Here is a 16,253-nt window from a genome sequence, read left to right as displayed (position 1 = left end):
GCCGCGTTTGCTGCCGGCCACCGCGTGCACCTCGTCGACGATCACCGTCTGGATGGCGACCGTACGGTCGCGCCCCCACCGTTCAGGAGATCAGGGTCAGACGCGGGTGAGGCGGACGGCGTCGGCGACGATCAGACCGGTGGCGCTGCTCCACCGGCTCACCGCCACCCGGTTGGCGTCCCCGGCCGGCAGCGTGAACGTGCCGAGGGACCGCCACTGCCCGCCGGTGGCCCGCTGGTCGACGACGACCGTCCGGTTGCCGGTGGTCGTGGCGACGATGTACGGGGCGGCACCGTTGTATCCGGAGGTCGCCGGCCACCAGGCGTCGACCCGGTAGTTGGCGGTGGCCGGGACGTTGAACTTGTACCAGGCGGCGTCACTGGCCGCGACCGGCTCCGCGTACCGGTAGTCGGCACCGTAGCGCTGCGCCGAGTACGTCGACACACCCCAGTTCGCGCTGGCGCTGAAACGGCCGGCGGTGGTGTTGTCCACGATGGAGGACCACGCCGGCGGGGTCCCGCCGGACATCTTCGCGGCCACGTCGGCGCGCATGACGTTCAGGTCGATGAACGACGGGTCGATCTTGCCGGAGGTGCTGGTCTCCCGGTGGCCTCGGGCGTAGCTGCTGTCCCGGCCGAGCCGGGTGAGCACGGCGGCGGTGGCGGCGAGCGACGCGTTGTACTGCGCGGCGGTCATCTCCTGGTTGACGCCGTTGTAGTCGATCTCCCAGCCGATCATCAGAGTGTTGCCGTCCCCGGCGGGGATCGGCCCGCTGCCGCCGCTGGCCCCGGCATGGTTGCACCGGCCGGCGGAGATGACGTGGAAGACACCGTTGTAGTCGACCAGCGCCTGACACAGCGGGCCCGGCAGGTCGGACCGGCCGTTGATGCAGATGCCGAGCGCCGGGTGCGGGTTGCTGGCGCTGGAGGTCGACGCGGTGTGGTGCCAGAGCACTCCGATCGGGTCGAACGAGCCGGGCCGCATCCGGTTGAGCCAGTCACCCTCGACCACGACCTGGACCCCGGCGGCGCGCAGCACGTCCACCAGCCAGGGGATCGTCGCCATCAGGCGTCCTGGAGCAGGTCGGCGAGGCATTCGGCCTTCGGCGCGGCGCTCGCGGCGGCGGGTCGGGTGACGACGGTCAGCGCGGCGACCACCAGGGCGGGGATGCCGAGCACCCCACGACGGGGCAGACGGATGGACGGGGTTCTGGCCATGGCGATCCTCCAGCGACTGACGGGTACGAATGGATCGACGAACGTGATGACGGGACGCTATACCGTCACGTACGTCGATGTCGATACCCTTCATTCCCCGGTCACGTACTGAAGGATTCCGCCGACTCAGACCTCACCGAGCGCGTCGATGTCGCGCATCTCCTCCGCCGTGAGCGAGAAGTGGAAGACGTCGAAGTTCGCGGTGATCCGCTCCGGAGTCACCGACTTCGGGATCACCACGATCTCGTGGTCGATGTGCCACCGCAGCACCACCTGCGCCGGGGAGACGCCGTGCGCGCCGGCGATCCTGGTCAGCACCGGGTCACTGAGATCGCTGGTCTTGAACGGGCTGTAGCCCTCCAGCACCACGCCCCGGTCCCGGTGCTCGGCGTGCCGCTGCCGGTCGTACAGCGACGGGCTCCACCGGATCTGGTTGACCGCCGGGTTCTCCTCGGTGGACTGGATCAGCTCGTCGATCTCCGCGGTGCTGTAGTTGCTCACTCCGACCGCCCGGGCCAGGTTCTCGTCGCGGGCGGCGAGCATCTCGCGCCAGAGCGGGATGCTGTCCCCCGGCGACGACGGCGGCCAGTGGATCAGCCAGAGGTCCACGTGCTCGACGCCGAGCGCCTCAAGGCTGGCCTCCAGCGTCGCGCGCTCCCGACCCACCCGGTCCGGCGGGAGCTTGGTGGTGATGAAGAGGTCCTCCCGACGCAGCCCGCTCTCGCGTACCGCCCGGCCGACCTCCCGCTCGTTGCCGTACACGGTGGCGGTGTCGAGGTGCCGGTAGCCGGTGTCGAGCGCGGCCAGCACGGCGTCGTAACCGGCCTGGCCGGTGGCCTGCCAGGTGCCGAAGCCGAGCAGGGGCATCCGCACGTCACCGGGGAGCAGGGCGGTGGGCTGGTCGGTGAGGTCCATGAGGTCCGTTCTACCCCGCCGCGCCCCCGACCGCCGAGCGAACCGGACACTCCGGCGTCCAGCGCACCGGTCCGCTGTGTCGGAGAATGCGGGTGTGACCGACCGGCTGGACGAGTACCGGCGACGGCGGGACGCGGCCCGCACACCGGAGCCGGTGCCGTCGGAGAGCCCGCCGTCGGCCGGCCCCGACGCTGACGCCGCCCGCTTCGTCATCCAGCAGCACCACGCCCGCAGCCTGCACTGGGACCTGCGCCTGGAGCACGAGGGGGTGCTCGCGTCCTGGGCGGTCCCGCGCGGTCTACCCCGCGATCCGGGTCACAACCACCTCGCCGTGCACACCGAGGACCACCCGATGGAGTACCTCGACTTCGCCGGTGAGATCCCCGCCGGTGAGTACGGTGGCGGCCGGATGCTCATTCACGACCGGGGCACCTACCGCTGCGAGAAGTGGCGCGACGACGAGGTGATCGTGACGCTCTCCGGTGAGCGGACCGCCGGCCGCTACGTCCTCTTCGCCACCGGGGGACGGGACTGGATGGTCCGCCGCACCGACCCCGCGCCGCCGGGCTGGACGCCGATGCCGGATCTGGTCCGACCGATGCACGCCACGTCCGCCGCCCGGCTGCCCCGCGACCTCGCCGCCTGGGGGTACGAGCTGCGCTGGGACGGCGTGCGGGCGATGGCGTACGTCTCCGGCGGGCGACTGCGGCTGCTCTCCGAGACCGACGAGGAGATCACCGGCGGGTATCCGTGGCTGCGCGCGATGGCCGAGGCGCTCGCGCCGACCGAGGCGGTGCTCGACGGTGTGCTGGTCCGCATCGACGGTGCCGGGCGGGTCCGCCCGGTTCGACCGGCCGCCGGCAGCCGGGTCCCCGCCGGTGCCCAGTACCTGATCGTCGACCTGCTCTGGTTGGAGGGCGTGAGCAGCGTCGACGTGCCGTACGCGCAACGCCGGGAGCTGCTCGATGGGCTGGTCTTGTCCGGTACGCACTGGCAGACTCCGCCGTGGTTCCCGGGCGCGGGCGACGAGGCCCTGCGTGCCGGGCGGGAACAGGGCCTGCCGGGCGTGGTCGCCAAGCGACTGGACTCGGTCTACCAGCCGGGGCGGCGCAGCCGGCACTGGCTGAGCATCGACGCGGTGTGACGGCGAGGAGCGACGTGTACCTGACTCACCTGGACTGCCCGCGCTGCGGCAAGGAACACGCCGCCGACCGGTTACAGAATCTCTGCGAGTGCGGGTCGCCGCTGCTGGCCCGCTACGACCTGCCGGCTGTGGCGACCGTGGTCACCCCGGAACACTTCCCGCTGCGCCCGGCCGACCTGTGGCGCTACCGGGAGCTGCTGCCGGTCGCCGACCCTCGGCACGTCACCACGCTGGGTGAGGGCTGGACGCCGCTGTTGCGGGCTCCGGCGTACGGCACCGAGATCGGCATCGCGGACCTGATGGTCAAGGACGAGGGGCTGATCCCGACCGGCTCGTTCAAGGCCCGGGGCGCGGCGGTCGGGGTGAGCCGGGCCCGCGAGCTGGGCGTCGAGCGGATCGCGATGCCCACCAACGGCAACGCCGGGTCGGCCTGGGCCACGTACGCCGCGCGGGCCGGAATGGGCGCGACGATCGTCATGCCGCTGGAGGCGCCGAGCATCTGTCGGCGCGAGTGCGTCGCCGCCGGTGCCGACCTGCGCCTGGTCGACGGGTTGATCGGCGACGCCGGTAGGCGGGTGGCCGAGCTGATCGCGGAGTCGAACGGGGCGATCTTCGACGCCGGCACGCTGCGCGAGCCCTACCGGCTGGAGGGCAAGAAGACGATGGGGTACGAGATCGTCGAGCAGCTCGGCTGGCAGACGCCGGACGTGATCATCTATCCGACCGGCGGCGGGGTGGGCCTGATCGGCATCCACAAGGCGCTGCATGAGCTGCGCGAGCTGGGCTGGATCGGCGACAAGCTGCCCCGGCTGGTGGCGGTGCAGTCCACTGGCTGCGCGCCGATCGTGCGGGCCTTCGCCGCCGGCGAGGATCGGGCCCAACCGTGGACGGACGCGCACACCGTGGCGTTCGGCATCACGGTGCCGGCCCCGCTGGGCGACGAGCTGATCCTGGCGGCGCTGCGGGAGTCCTCCGGCACGGCGGTCGCCGTCGACGACGCGGACATCCTGGCCGATCTGCGGGACTTCGCCGCCCGGGAGGGGCTGCTGCTCTGCCCGGAGGGGGCGGCCTGCCTCACCGCGGCCAAGCAACTGCGGGCGGGCGGTTGGATCCGGGCCGGTGAGCGGGTGGTGGTGCTCAACACCGGTGCAGGGCTGAAGTATCCGGACACTGTCGACGTCTCCGGCGTACCCCTGATGGGGTGAGGTGACGGCGCCCCGCGGACCGGGCGGTGCGCGGGGCGCCGTCGTGCCGGTCTACTGGTAGGTGATGTCCGAGGGCGAGTAGAGGCAGTTGACGCCGTCGGCGCCCTCGCCGATCTCGGTCGGCTCGCTGCCCTTCGGTACGCCCTTGTACTTCACACAGATCGAGGTCTCCCGGTCCGGGTCGTCGACGATGGTGATCCGGCTGAACCGGGCGGTGTCGCCCCAGTTGGTGTTGATGCCGGCGATCGCGTCGGTGTTCCGGACGATGACGTTGTCGATCACCACGTGCCGCTGGTACGACGTGGAGCAGTTGCCGCAGGCGCGGTAGAGCTTGCCGGCGTTCTCCACCCGGAAGTTCTTGATGTAGACGGTGCCCGAGCCGTTGTGCTGGAAGACCTTGTCGCTGGCCGAGCGGGCCCCACCGCCGTCGACCGTGTACGTGGTGCCGCCGCGGAAGGTCGCCGCGTCCTCGCCGACGTCCTCCCACCAGACGTTGATCAGAGTGCAGTTGCCCTCGCAGTGCACGCCGTCGCCGGCCGGAGCACCGATGATCACGTTGCGCAGGGTGGCGCCGGCGGCCAGCTCGAACATCGGGTCCTGACTCTCGCTCTGCCCGCCGTCACCGATGCCGTAGTAGCGCTTGAGCCCACCGTCGAACGAGCCGGAGACCGGGATCGTGGCGTCCACCTTCTGACTGCCGGTGGGCGTCGGCCAGCCAGCCGGCGGAGGTGTGGTCGTCGGTGGCGGGGTGGTGGGTGGCGGGGTGGTCGTCGGTGGCGGGGTGGTCGGGGTGCCGCCGCCGGACGAGTCGACAAGCACGTCGTCGAAGCCGCCACTGGCGTACGCGGTGACCAGGCCGATCCGGCCCGCACCGGCCAGGCTGTTGCTGCCGGACGCGATCTGGGTGCCGTTGACGAAGCCGCGGATGGTGCTGCCGCTGGTCTCGATGCGCAGCGTGTACCAGGTGCCGGTGCCGATGCCCAGCGCGGCGGAACCGATCGCCGTGACGGAGCTTCCGTTCACGGCCTGGAGTTCGGCCCGGCCGGAGCCGAGCAGGGCCAGCCGGTACATCTTGGTGCTGCTGGTGGAGCGGGCGGCGAGCCCGACCAGGGCGCTGGACGAGCCGAAGCTCGTCGGCCTGACCCGGGCCTGCACGGAGTAGTTGGTCCAGCTGCTCTGGCCGGCGAACTGGCGGGCCAGCTCGCTACCGGCGTTGGACTGGTTGAGCACGCCCGAGCCGTCGACGGTCCAGGTGCCGCCGGACTTGGACCAGCCGGAGGTGTCGCCGTCGGTGAAGTCGTCGCTGAAGACGGTGGCCGCGAAGGCCGAGGTCATGCCGGCGGCGAGGGCTGCCGCGGTCACCCCGGCGCCCACCGCCAGCAGGAGTGGTCGGCGGCCGGAGAGTCGTCTTTTCTGCACAGGTGTCCTCCTTGACGCATGTGGTGGTGATCCCTCGGCGGCCGTACCGAGACGTGTTCGCACGGCGTGCCGCGTTGAACGGGATCGGTGTGCGCCCCCGTCGGACGCCCGGATCCGAAGCGGGGTGAAGCGGGATCAACAGCCCTGGGAAAGGGCTTTCCCACTCCATCGAGGCTAGGACTGTCCAACCATCAGCGTCAATGCCTGGCGCTTGCAGGTCTGTTGCAGGATTCCGGCCCTGACGGAAACGCCCACCGGATCAGTAGCTCTCCGGCTCGGTGATCCGCCAGGCCGCGTTGATGAGCCCGATGTGCGAGAGCGCCTGGGGCATGTTGCCCATCTGCATGCCGGTGGTCAGGTCGATCTGCTCGCTGAACAGTCCCACGTCGTTGGAGTACCCGACGACCCGCTCGAAGAGCGCCTCGGCGCGCTTCGGCTCACCCGTCATCACCAGGCACTCCACCAGCCAGAACGAGCACAGCAGGAATCCGGCGGGGTCGGACGTCCAACGCCGCAGCAGGCCGTCCTCGGTGCCCAGCTCGCGCTCGACCATCGCGATCGTCGAGCGCATCCGCGGGTCGGTGGCGGGCAGGAAGTGCGTGACCGGCAGGGCGAGCACCGAGGCGTCCAGCTCCGGCGATCCGAACGCGCCGGTGAACGCGCCGATCCGGTCGTTCCACCCCTCGCGCAGCACTGTGTCGCTGATCTCGTCGCGTACCCGCGCCCATCGACGGGGGTCGGCCCGATCACCGAGCCGGTCGGCGAGCCCCACCGCCCGGTCCATGGTCAACCAGCAGGACACCTTGGACGAGACGTAGTGGCGCTCCTCGTCGCGGGTCTCCCAGATGCCCCGGTCCGGCAGGTGCCACGTCGTGGCCACCTGCTCGGTCAGCCCGAGCACCATCTCCCGAAGCTCGTCCTCGAACCGCGTGCCCAGGTAGTCGCGCAGCCGCCACACCGCCGACATCACCTCACCCGGCACGTCGAGCTGCCGCTGCCGCCAGGCGTCGTTGCCGACCCGCACGGGTCGACTGTCGCGGTAGCCGCGCAGGTGGTCGCAGTGGTGCTCGGAGATGTCGCGCTCCCCCTCCAGCCCGAAGAGCACCGGCACGGGCTCGTCACCGAACCGGCCGATCGAGCGGGTCGCCCAGTTGAACAGCCGGGACGTCTCGTCGGGGCAGGCCGCCACCCAGAGAGCCCGCATGGTCAACGAGAAGTCCCGCAACCAGGAGTAGCGGTAGTCGTAGTTCCGGTCGCCGCCGATCTGTTCCGGCAACGACGAGGTCAACGCGGCGGCGACCGCGCCACTGCGGGCGTACGTGAGACCGGTCAGGACCGTCGCGCTGTGCGTGACGAGTTCGGGGTAGCGACCGGAATAGGTGTGCGTCTCCCGGAACGCCCGCCACGCCTGCGTCGTCTCGGCAAGGGTGGTCAGCGGGTCCACCCGGGCCGGCGGGTCGCCGTACGCCTCACCGAACGCGAGGTCCATCCCGATCGTCTGACCGGCGGAGACCTCGAACTCGTGGGTCACCCGGTCGGTGCCCGCCCGCAGGTGCAGGCCTCCGGCGCGCAACATCAGCACCACCGGGCCGGCACCGGCCAGCACCCCGCCGTCCGGCTGCTCGTGCAGGTACGGCGTGAGCAGGCCGTACTCCGGGCGGGGCGCGAAGTCCAACGCCATGCGTACCCGCCCGGAGAGCCCTTCAACGACCCGGATCAGCACGGCGGGTGAGTTCTTGCCCAGCTCGTGGGCGCGGGCGCCCACCTCGGCGGCCAGCGCGTCGGTGACCGCCACGCTGCCGTGCGGGGTGTGGTGCACCGTCCGCAGCACCAACGTGTCCGGCAGGTACGCGCGCTCCACCCGGTGACCCGGGCCGCCGGCCCCTACCGGCGCCAGCCGGAAGTGGCCGGCTCCCGGGTCGAGCAACCGCGCGAACACGGACGACCCGTCGAACCGGTGCGGGCACCACCAGTCGATCGAGCCGTCCTTGCCGACCAGGGCACCCGAACGAGAGTCCGACAGAAACCCGTAGTCGGAGATCTGCGGCTGCTGCTCCACCCGCCGGGGGTACCCGCATCGGCCCGGATCAGGCCGGAGGCGATCACTCGGTCGGTGGCTCGTCCTCGCCCGCCGCCTCGGCCGCGTCGGCCTCTTCCTTGGTCTTGTGCACGGCCTTGTCGGCGTGCTCCGGCGGCCCGTACACCGTGTAGAGCACCAGCGGGTTGGGACCGGTGTTGACGAAGTTGTGCTTGGTGCCCGCCGGCACCACGACCAGGTCGCCCGCGACGACCTTCCGCTTCGCGCCGGCGACCCGCGCCTCGCCGACGCCACTCACGAAGGTGAGGATCTGGTCGATGTCCTCGTGCACCTCCTCGCCGATCTCGCCATCGGCGGGGATGGTCATGATGACCAACTGGGTGTGCTCACCGGTCCACAGCACGCGCCGGAAATCCGGGCTCTGCTCGGCGACAGTCGCGATAGTGAAATGCTCCATGCCCATGCTCTTACCCCGTCCGGCGGTGCGCCACGCCGGGACTCACGAATGGTGGAATTCCTGACGCTGGGCGGGTTTGGATCCGCACGGACCGGGGATCGAGGAGCGGACCGGCGCGAACGGCCGGTCGAGCCAGGTCCCCGCCGGCGTACCGCCGAACGGCTGCGGTGGTGGGAGACGGCCAGAGCGCGGCGACGTTCCGATCACGGAGCGGCGCCGCGCGCTCTTGTGACCTAGCGGTGCAGCCAGGTGAGCAGGTCGGGTGGGGCCAGCTCCGCGACCCGTCGCTGGTAGCGGACGAGGCCGGCCTCGTTCAGGAGATCGCGCCAGTGACCTGAGCCGCCCCGGCGAAAGAACGCCTGCCGGTCGCGCAGCACGCCGAGCGTGTCCGGTGCGAGCCGGTCGGCCCGCTCCCGCATGCGACCGAAGGTGGCCGCCTCCACCAACTCCGGCCCCGGGCTCGGGAGTTTCCACCGGTCGGCGAGCCGGCGCATCTCCCCGCCCAGATCGGCCAGCAGGTCGTCGTAGTGCACAAGCTCGACGTTCGGCTCGTGCCGGCGGGCCCACGCGTCGCTGAGGTGCATCAGCACTCCGGGCAGCGAATCCAGCGCGGCGCGGGGGTCCGCCTCCCGGTCGACCCAGCTCGACAACCACTCCCCTACCGAGGGCCGCTGCGGGGGTGGCCCGGCCGGGACGGGTTGGCCGGTCAGCTCGGCGATGCGCGCCCGGTCCAGGTTCGCGCCCTGGTGGTAGAGGGAGACCGCCATGTCCAGCGGGTGCCGGGCCACCACCACGTAGTGCGCCCGAGGGTCGAGCGGCACCCCATCCAGCGGGGTGTGCGTTTTGATGAACCGCCGGTGTGGCTGGGCGGCCAGCCGGTCGTACACGGTGGCCCGCGGCTCGCCCAACCAGTCCAGCCACGGCGAGAGCTCTGTCAGCGGCGCTGGCAACTCCGGGGTACGGAGCACCAGGAGCGCACAGATCATCTGCATCCAGGTGGTGCCGCTCTTGGAGCGGGTGCTGATCACGATGTCACCGTCGCGGAACGGGAACCCGCCCCACCGCGCGCTGTCCTCTTCGTCGGATTGGTAGCGGTGCATCGGCGTGGGCATCGGTGGATGGTAGTCGCCGAACCGACAGTCGAGCAGCCGAATTCCGGCTTACATTCCTGGGGCATGTCCGTATGCCTGGCTAGATTGAAGTATGGTGCCCGCCCACGGGGGCCGGGCGACGACACCGGTCTACCGCCCCATCCTCGCCAACCGACGGGGCGAGCTTGAGGCCCTGAGCCACCTCGATCCCGCGTACGCCGCACTGGTCGCCCCGATCCTGGAGATCGGCGCGATCGGTCCGTCCACGATGGACGCCATTCGCCGGATGCCGTCCGGGCTGCTGCCCGCCGTCGACGTCAGCGCACTACCCGACATCCCCGAGGCGGAGCTGACCCGTTGGGGCGTACCGGTGGTGCCGGTGATCGGGCTCTCCGAGAACGACCACCGGCTGGTCGCGCACGGCGCGGCGGCGCGGGCGTACGGCCGGCGCGCGCTCATCCGGCTACGGGCCGGTCGGGACCGGGCCGGGCCGGACGCGAGCACCACGGCGGTGGAACGGATCTGGCGCTTCACCGGCCTCGCCCCGGAGGAGTGCGACCTGCTGGTGGACGCGGGGGACGTCTGCTGTCCGGCGGATGTACGGACCGCCGAGCCCCGGGTACGCCACCTGCTGGACTGGGCACGCCGACACGCCTGGCGGTCGGTGACGGTGGCGGCGGGCGGTATGCCTCCGACGCTGTCCCGTCTGCCCACCGACGAGCCTGTCCAACTGGACCGTTGGGACTGGCGACTGTGGCGGCGGCTGGCCGACACCGGGGTCGACTACGGCGACTACGGCGTCCACCCGGCCGGGCCGGGCGCGGATGACACTGGCGACCGGTTGCCGACCGTGCGCTACACCGACGACGGCAGCTGGTGGGTCTACCGCTGGGCGCGACGCGGCGGCCGGGGCGACGACCGGTTCGCCGACCTGTGTCGCACGCTGGTGTCGGCACCGCACTGGCCGACCACCGGTGCGGCCTTCTCCTGGGGCGACCATGAGCTGCTGCGCCGGGCCCGCCGGGGCGCCGGGGCCGGCTCGACCGCCAACTGGGCGGCGTGGAGCACCTCGCACCACCTGGCCCACGTGCTCGCCACGCTGTCGCATCCGGCCGGCGACGGGGCGCCGCGGTGGCACCCCGGGCAGGGGCCGCCACCGCAGCGGGGACGATCGCTGCGCTGAGGCCGGGTCTACTGCTTCTCGGTGAAGCCGAACTGGATGATGCCCTCGTCGTCGACCGTCGCGTCCACCGACGCGTCCCCGAGCAGCTCGGCGGCGTCCTCGTCCAGGAAGATCCGGGCGCCCTGGTTGTCGACCACCCGATCGCCCTGTACCGGTTCGGGCACCAGCTCGACGGTGAGCGAGCCCGCCTCGGTGTCGGCGGCGATACGCACACCACCGTCCTGGGCGACGTCCTGTTGGTTGGCGAGGTCACGGATGACGAGCACGGCGTTGTCGGTCATGGTGAGCATTGACGGAACTCCTCGTGAATTGTCGGCTCGCGGTCGGATACCGCGCGGACCGGACAGTCGGTCCGCGTACGAGCACACGTGGGAGGCAGAGGGGCGAACGGTCATCGCCGTCGCATCGAATCGGGGCAGCTGACGGCCCCGTCACTCCCACCGTGCCCGCTGGCCGACCATCCGTCAAATAGAGCCAGGTCAGTGGAGAGCGGCGGCCGGCGCCAGCCAGGCGCGAATCTCGTTGACCGCCGCGCGGCCGGCCCGGTTGGCCCCGATCGTGCTGGCCGAGGGGCCGTACCCGACCAGGTGAACCCGAGCGTCGGCGACCACCCGGGTGCCGTCCATGGTGATACCGCCGCCCGGCGCGCGCAGCCCCAGCGGGGCGAGATGGTCGATGGCAGCCCGGAAGCCGGTGCACCAGAGGATCACGTCCGCCGGCACGAACCGCCCGTCCGTCCAGGCCACCCCGTCGGGCGTGATCCGGTCGAACATGGGTAGCCGGTCGAGGACGCCGCGCTCGCGCAGTCGGCGTACCTCCGGGGTGACCGGAAGCCCGGTCACGCCCACCACACTTCCCGGTGGCCGACCGGAGCGGACCACCCGGTCCACCCGAGCCACCGCGGCGCGACCCAGTTCCGGGCCGAACTCCTCGTCGTTGAACGTCGGCGGCCGGCGGGTCACCCAGGTGGTGGCCGCCGCGACCGTGGAGACCTCGCCGAGCAGCTGTACGGCCGAGGTGCCGCCGCCGACCACCACCACGCGCAGGCCCGTGAACTCGGCGGGCCCCCGGTAGTCGGCGGTGTGCAACTGGCGTCCCCGGAACGTCGACCGGCCCGGGTAGTGCGGCCAGAACGGTCGTGTCCAGGTGCCGGTGGCGTTGATCAGGGCCCGGGCGGTCCAGGTGCCCTGATCGGTGCGCACGTCCAGTCGTCCGTCCGGGAGGGAGTGCACCCCCCGGACCCGCACCGGCCGTCGCACCGGCAGGTCGAAGGCCCTCTCGTACGCGGCGAAGTAGGCGCTGACCTGCTCGGAAGCCGGGCGCCGAGGCTCGGTGGGTGGAAGCGGCAGCCCGGGGAGGTCATGGAAGCCGTGCACGCGGTCGAAGACCAGCGTCGGCCAGCGGTGCTGCCAGGCACCGCCGGGCCCGTTGTCGGCGTCGAGGATGACGAAGCCGCTGCCGGGCGCGAAGCCGGTGCGGTGCAGGTGGTAGCCGGCGCTCAGGCCGGCCTGCCCGGCGCCGATCACCACGACGTCCACGGAGTGGGTGTCCACGTGGGCTACAACGCGCGGGACGTCACCGCTGTGCCCGTCCTCGACCGTCGCGCCGGTCACAGACCGCCATTCCGGCTTCGGGCACCTGAGCTGCACTTACGCTGAGTGAATGAGTGACTTCCGTCGGTACGCGGCCGAATTCCTCGGCACGCTTCTGCTGGTGTTCTTCGGAGTGGGCAGCGCGGTCGCCGCGCGGGTCCAGGGCGGCGTGGTGGTGGTGGCGCTGGCCTTCGGGTTCGTGATGGTGGCCCTCGTCTACACGATCGGCCCCCTCTCCGGCAGTCACGTCAACCCAGCGGTGACGCTCGGTGTGCTGCTCTCCGGCAAGATCTCGGTACTCGGGGCGGTGGCGTACTGGATCGCGCAGTTCGTCGGCGCGACAGTCGCGGCCTTCGTGCTCTGGGCGCTCACCCGGTGGGGTGACGTCGCGGACCAGACCGGGGCCCTGGGCACCAACGGTTACGGCGCGCACATCAACCGGGGCGGGGCAGCCGTGCTGGAGGTCGTGCTGACCTTCCTCTTCGTGCTGGTCGTGCTGGTGGTGACCAGTCGGAGTGAGAATCCGGGCACCGCCGGGCTGGCCATCGGCCTGGCCCTGGCCGTTACCCAACTGGTGGGCGTGACGCTGACCGGAGCGGCGGTCAACCCGGCCCGCGCGTTCGGCCCGGCGGTCTTCGAGGGCGGCGTGGCGCTGCGGCAGCTCTGGGTGTTCATCGTCTTCCCGCTGCTCGGTGGGGCGCTCGCCGCGCTCGTCGCACCACTGGTCATGGGCGCGCAGCGGCACTACTGGGGTGGCCACGAGAAGACGGTCGGCAGGCCGAAATGACCTGGACGGCAATAACTTTCGCCTGAGGGCCTTTTCTGGCGAATATCTCCGTGACAGCATCAGCGGATGCATCGTCGTCACTTTCCCCGGGCCCTCGCGCTGCTCGCGCTGGTCGCCACCGCGGCCACTGCCGCCGCGCCCGGTGCCACAGCCGAATCGCCCACCCCCGCGACGACCCGCCTGCACGACACCATCGACACGATCCTCGCCGACACCCGGCTGGCCGGCGCGCAGGCGTCGGTGGTCGTCGTCGACACCAGCACGGGCCAGACGCTCTACGACCGCAACGCCGACCGCCGGCTGGTCCCGGCGTCCAACACCAAGCTGCTGACCTCGACCGCGGCCCTTGAGCTGCTCGGCCTGGGGCACCGCTTCGGCACCGACGTACTCGCTGGCGGCAAGCGCCGTGCGGGCCTGCTCTCCGGCAACCTCTACCTGCGCGGTGGAGGCGACCCGACAATGCTCGCCGCCGACTACGACGCGCTCGCCGCGCGGGTCGCCGCCGACGGCGTGCGGGTGGTCACCGGAAACCTGGTCGCCGACGACACCCGCTACGACAACACCCGACTCGGCCCCGACTGGACCTGGGACGACGAGCCCTACTACTACGCCGCGCAGGTCTCCGCGCTCACCGTCGCCCCGGACACCGACTACGACGCGGGCACCGTGATCGTGCACGCCGCACCAGCCGACCGGGCGGGCGCCCCGCCTGTGGTCACCACCACCCCCGCAACCGGGTACGTCACTGTCGACAACCGCGCCCAGACGGTCAGCGACGGCGAGACCTCGATCTCGATCGAGCGCGAGCACGGCGGCAACACCGTGGTGGTGACCGGTCAGATCGCCGTCGGCGACGACCCCGCCAGCGACTGGGTCACCGTCTGGGAACCCACCGGCTACGCCGCCGACGTGTTCCGGTCGGCGCTGCACCGACACGGCGTCCGGGTGCTCGGCCGGACCGTGCTCGGCCAGCCCACCCCCGAGGCGGCCCACCCGGTGGCACGCCACGACTCGATGAGCCTGGGCGAGCTGATGACGCCATTCCTGAAGCTGTCCAACAACGGGCACGCCGAGGTGTTGACCAAGGAGATCGGTCGGGTGCTCTCCGGATCCGGCACCTGGACGGCCGGTCTCACCGCGATCAGCGAGTACGTCGCCGACACCGGAATGGACACCGGAAGACTGCGCCAGCGTGACGGCTCGGGACTGTCGCGGCGCAACCTGATCCCGGCGGCCGAGTTCGTCGACCTGCTGAGCGCCGTCCGCGCCGAACCGTGGTTCGCGACCTGGTACGCGGCGCTGCCCATCGCCGGTCAGCCGGAGCGGTTCGTCGGCGGCACCCTGCGCAGCCGGATGGCCGGCACGCCGGCCGCGGGCAACGTGCACGCCAAGACCGGCAGCCTGACCGGTGTCTCCGGGCTCTCCGGCTACGTGACCAGCGCCGATGGGCGACTGCTGGCGTTCTCCATCCTGCTCAACAACTACCTGACGGCGTCGGTGAAGTCGCTTGAGGACCAGGTCGCCGTGGCGCTTGCCGGCTTCCGCGAGGGTGGTGCGTCGGCGGCACGGGTGGCCCCGCCGGCGGTGCCGGAGACGCCGCGTACCCCGGAGGGCGTCGAGTGTTCCTGGGTCAAACCGATCACCTGCTGACCGATGGCCGGGAGGCGCGGACGCGCCTCCCGGCCCGGCGAGCGCTCAGGCCGAACGGTCCGGTGGGGGGACCACCGCCGTCGGGTCACCGCGTTCGATGAGCGCGGCGATCTCGGCGGCCCGCAGCCCGCGCAGCGCCAGCACCCGGGTGCCCCAGCGGTGCAGGCGGCACGGGTGCGGGCTGGCGTCGTTACGGCAGACCACGCCCCCGGACCACCGTCGGGGGGCGTGCACCACCACCGCCCGTACGGCGAACTGGGTGTCCTCGCCCGTCACGTACGGCGGCAGGGGGATGTCGCGAAGAACCTCCCCGGACGCTTCACCGGTGCCGGACGAAGCGGCACGACGGACGCGGTGGGCGGTGCTGCTGCTCATCGGCTGCCTCCACACTGGAAGGTCGGATGGGGACAGCAGAAAGTTACGACGCGTTCGACAGTCCGCGACGGACAAACTGTCCCGCTGGCCGATCGCACAGCGATCAGTCAGTCAGTCAGTCAACGCACCGTCACGGCCTGGAGGCCGACGTTGCCGCAGTGCTGCGTGAAGACCTTCTCGACGGTCCAGTTCAACAGCAGCCGGGCACCCTTCGGCAGAGTGAAGCGGATCGTGAACTGGGCGCTCTGACTGGTGTACGGGTCTTCCAGTCGGGCGATGCTGGCGGGCCCGCCGGTGGACAGCCGCGCTTCCAGTCGCCCACGAGCCATCCAGGTGCCACCGTAGAGCTGGACCGTGCGCGGCTCACCACTGCCGGCGACGGCGAGGCTGAACCCGTTCCCGGCACCGCAGGCGTAGACGCCGTTGGAGCTGCCGTCCGTCGACCGCTCCGGCGTGCCGTCGGCCCAGCGCACGTACTCCTGGTTGCCGTCCCAACCGACCCGCCGGCCCGGGCCACCCCCGTCGATGATCTCGCCGGATCCGGAACGCTTGCGGTTCGTCGACCTGCCGCCGCGCTCCCCCCAATGCACCCAGTCCCGGGCGCCCACGGCGGTGAGGTCGACGATGGCGGGCATCTCGCCCCGGCTCACCGTCAGTGCCGGCGAACCGGGCTTCGGCGGTGGCGGGGTGGGCGCGCTGGCCGACGGCGTCGGGTCCGGCGAGGGTGGGCGCTGGCGCGGACGCAGGCCCGGCGTCGCCGGCCCCGCCTCGCCGGTGCGCCCCTCGGCGGCCGGGTAACCAGTGGAACGGGCGGAAACGCCGCCCGGACCCGCCTGGTCGTCGTCCGGCGCCGGACCGGACCGGGTGGCGAGATACGAGATCAACACCACCAGGCAGACGAGTACGGCCGCTCCCTCCACCGCCCAGCGCCGCCGCTGTCGGGCGCGGCGCAACACACTGCGGGTCTTCCCGGCGGTAATGGCACGCGGACGGTGCTTCGACGGCGTGTCGCCAGCCCTCGAACCAGCCCGCGTGCGGTCTTCGTCCGCCACCGACCCCTCCAACTCCGCCGCCCGGCCGTTTTGGACCGCCGAGGACCACACCACCACTGTGGGCAGTTTCACGTTTACCCGGGGCGTGGACGACACGCTAGATCCGGACTGCCGGACGTGTCCAGCCC

16 protein-coding genes are annotated in these 16,253 nt (G+C 71.6%); 5 read left to right on the top strand and 11 right to left on the bottom strand.

Annotated elements, in window-relative coordinates; translation table 11 throughout:
• Positions 1 to 96: 96 nt before the first annotated feature.
• The 3 genes from AB0B68_RS10840 to AB0B68_RS10830 form a co-directional block, all read right to left on the bottom strand.
• Positions 97 to 1,065, bottom strand: coding sequence for an N-acetylmuramoyl-L-alanine amidase (locus AB0B68_RS10840; protein ID WP_357194840.1), 969 nt, complete (start codon positions 1,063 to 1,065; stop codon positions 97 to 99).
• A complete protein-coding gene (locus tag AB0B68_RS10835) occupies positions 1,065 to 1,217 on the bottom strand; it encodes a hypothetical protein (RefSeq protein WP_238666485.1) in 153 nt (50 codons plus the stop codon). Before AB0B68_RS10835 ends, AB0B68_RS10840 begins: the two co-directional genes overlap by 1 nt.
• 126 nt (positions 1,218 to 1,343) lie before the next feature.
• Complete coding sequence (locus tag AB0B68_RS10830) at positions 1,344 to 2,132, bottom strand: aldo/keto reductase (protein WP_357194844.1); 789 nt, start codon at positions 2,130 to 2,132, stop codon at positions 1,344 to 1,346.
• Positions 2,133 to 2,226: 94 nt separating this feature from the next.
• On the opposite strand from AB0B68_RS10830, the gene AB0B68_RS10825 reads away from it, so the two are divergent.
• Both AB0B68_RS10825 and AB0B68_RS10820 read left to right on the top strand, forming a co-directional pair.
• Positions 2,227 to 3,276 (top strand): DNA polymerase ligase N-terminal domain-containing protein, encoded by a 1,050-nt coding sequence (locus AB0B68_RS10825; RefSeq protein WP_357227222.1) that lies wholly within the window; start codon positions 2,227 to 2,229, stop codon positions 3,274 to 3,276.
• 14 nt (positions 3,277 to 3,290) lie between these two features.
• Entirely contained in the window at positions 3,291 to 4,481 is a 1,191-nt protein-coding gene (locus AB0B68_RS10820) for a threonine synthase (protein ID WP_357194850.1), read from the top strand.
• 51 nt (positions 4,482 to 4,532) lie between these two features.
• Here AB0B68_RS10820 and AB0B68_RS10815 read toward each other — a convergent pair whose 3' ends face one another.
• The 4 genes from AB0B68_RS10815 to AB0B68_RS10800 form a co-directional block, all read right to left on the bottom strand.
• Positions 4,533 to 5,900 (bottom strand): pectate lyase, encoded by a 1,368-nt coding sequence (locus AB0B68_RS10815; RefSeq protein ID WP_357194853.1) that lies wholly within the window; start codon positions 5,898 to 5,900, stop codon positions 4,533 to 4,535.
• A gap of 259 nt (positions 5,901 to 6,159) precedes the next feature.
• Positions 6,160 to 7,959: a glycoside hydrolase family 15 protein gene (locus tag AB0B68_RS10810; protein WP_357259301.1), complete on the bottom strand. Its 1,800-nt coding sequence runs from the start codon at positions 7,957 to 7,959 to the stop codon at positions 6,160 to 6,162.
• A 43-nt stretch (positions 7,960 to 8,002) separates the two neighbouring features.
• The gene (locus AB0B68_RS10805) at positions 8,003 to 8,395 is read right to left on the bottom strand and encodes a cupin domain-containing protein (RefSeq protein WP_355005457.1); all 393 of its coding nucleotides are present in this window, start codon (positions 8,393 to 8,395) and stop codon (positions 8,003 to 8,005) included.
• A gap of 233 nt (positions 8,396 to 8,628) precedes the next feature.
• Complete coding sequence (locus tag AB0B68_RS10800; RefSeq protein ID WP_357259298.1) at positions 8,629 to 9,507, bottom strand: sulfotransferase domain-containing protein; 879 nt, start codon at positions 9,505 to 9,507, stop codon at positions 8,629 to 8,631.
• Positions 9,508 to 9,598: 91 nt separating this feature from the next.
• On the opposite strand from AB0B68_RS10800, the gene AB0B68_RS10795 reads away from it, so the two are divergent.
• Positions 9,599 to 10,669: a hypothetical protein gene (locus tag AB0B68_RS10795; RefSeq protein WP_357259295.1), complete on the top strand. Its 1,071-nt coding sequence runs from the start codon at positions 9,599 to 9,601 to the stop codon at positions 10,667 to 10,669.
• Positions 10,670 to 10,677: 8 nt separating this feature from the next.
• Here AB0B68_RS10795 and AB0B68_RS10790 read toward each other — a convergent pair whose 3' ends face one another.
• Positions 10,678 to 10,959, bottom strand: coding sequence for an adhesin (locus AB0B68_RS10790; protein WP_091393621.1), 282 nt, complete (start codon positions 10,957 to 10,959; stop codon positions 10,678 to 10,680).
• Positions 10,960 to 11,148: 189 nt separating this feature from the next.
• The gene (locus AB0B68_RS10785) at positions 11,149 to 12,282 is read right to left on the bottom strand and encodes an NAD(P)-binding domain-containing protein (protein WP_357259291.1); all 1,134 of its coding nucleotides are present in this window, start codon (positions 12,280 to 12,282) and stop codon (positions 11,149 to 11,151) included.
• A 49-nt stretch (positions 12,283 to 12,331) separates the two neighbouring features.
• On the opposite strand from AB0B68_RS10785, the gene AB0B68_RS10780 reads away from it, so the two are divergent.
• Both AB0B68_RS10780 and dacB read left to right on the top strand, forming a co-directional pair.
• Positions 12,332 to 13,048, top strand: coding sequence for an aquaporin (locus AB0B68_RS10780; RefSeq protein WP_357227241.1), 717 nt, complete (start codon positions 12,332 to 12,334; stop codon positions 13,046 to 13,048).
• 66 nt (positions 13,049 to 13,114) lie between these two features.
• Positions 13,115 to 14,698: a D-alanyl-D-alanine carboxypeptidase/D-alanyl-D-alanine-endopeptidase gene (gene dacB, locus AB0B68_RS10775; RefSeq protein WP_357259287.1), complete on the top strand. Its 1,584-nt coding sequence runs from the start codon at positions 13,115 to 13,117 to the stop codon at positions 14,696 to 14,698.
• Between the two features lie 45 nt (positions 14,699 to 14,743).
• On the opposite strand, the gene AB0B68_RS10770 is transcribed toward dacB, so the two are convergent.
• A complete protein-coding gene (locus tag AB0B68_RS10770) occupies positions 14,744 to 15,073 on the bottom strand; it encodes a hypothetical protein (protein ID WP_357259284.1) in 330 nt (109 codons plus the stop codon).
• Positions 15,074 to 15,192: 119 nt separating this feature from the next.
• Positions 15,193 to 16,221: a hypothetical protein gene (locus AB0B68_RS10765; protein WP_357259281.1), complete on the bottom strand. Its 1,029-nt coding sequence runs from the start codon at positions 16,219 to 16,221 to the stop codon at positions 15,193 to 15,195.
• Positions 16,222 to 16,253 lie beyond the last annotated feature (32 nt).

The organism is Micromonospora sp. NPDC049049 (assembly GCF_040649115.1).
Classification (GTDB): domain Bacteria; phylum Actinomycetota; class Actinomycetes; order Mycobacteriales; family Micromonosporaceae; genus Micromonospora.
Note: the sequence above shows the minus strand (reverse complement) of the source record. Positions and strands in the feature narration are given on the sequence as shown.